Here is a 514-nt window from a genome sequence, read left to right as displayed (position 1 = left end):
CGGACAAGCTTCCAGAAAGTGAAAAGACAATCATATTAGTTGAAAAAGAGGCCAGATTAATTCAGCCCTCAGCAGATAGCTATTTAAACAGTGGCATAGGGATTCATTTTGTAGATAGCAGTAACTATTGCTATGTTAAAATCAAACCGGAATATACCTTTAGTATACCATTGATATATTTTGACGCTTCACGACAGTCTTCATTCAATACGCCGTTAGGCGGTGGGATTAATGGGATTAACGGTAAAACGCAAAACACCATACCGCAAAAACAATGGTACCGTTTAACGCAAACAGATAAAGCGCGGTTGATTGATATTAACCGCTTTCTTTATCCTGAACTAACCTTAAATGACATCCCCACTGAAGTTGAGCTAGTGAGTAGTGGCGCGCCACAGATAACGCTACCGGGTGTCTACTCTGAGCCGACCGATGATAATAAAGGTTGCTTTACAATTCGTTTTATTGTTGAGGATAAGCATTACTGGATAGACGCTAATGAAGTCTCCCACCT

Annotated in this window: 1 protein-coding gene; it reads left to right on the top strand. The window is 40.5% G+C overall.

Going from position 1 to position 514, the window contains the following annotated elements:
* Positions 1–514: hypothetical protein (locus A9G28_RS13470; protein ID WP_176702101.1), on the top strand; the 514-nt coding region annotated here is incomplete at both ends.

Source organism: Gilliamella sp. Fer1-1 (assembly GCF_001690825.1).
Taxonomy (GTDB): Bacteria; Pseudomonadota; Gammaproteobacteria; order Enterobacterales; family Orbaceae; genus Gilliamella; species Gilliamella apicola_C.
The sequence above is the reverse complement of the archived record's forward strand: the minus strand, read 5'-3'. Positions and strand labels throughout refer to the sequence as shown.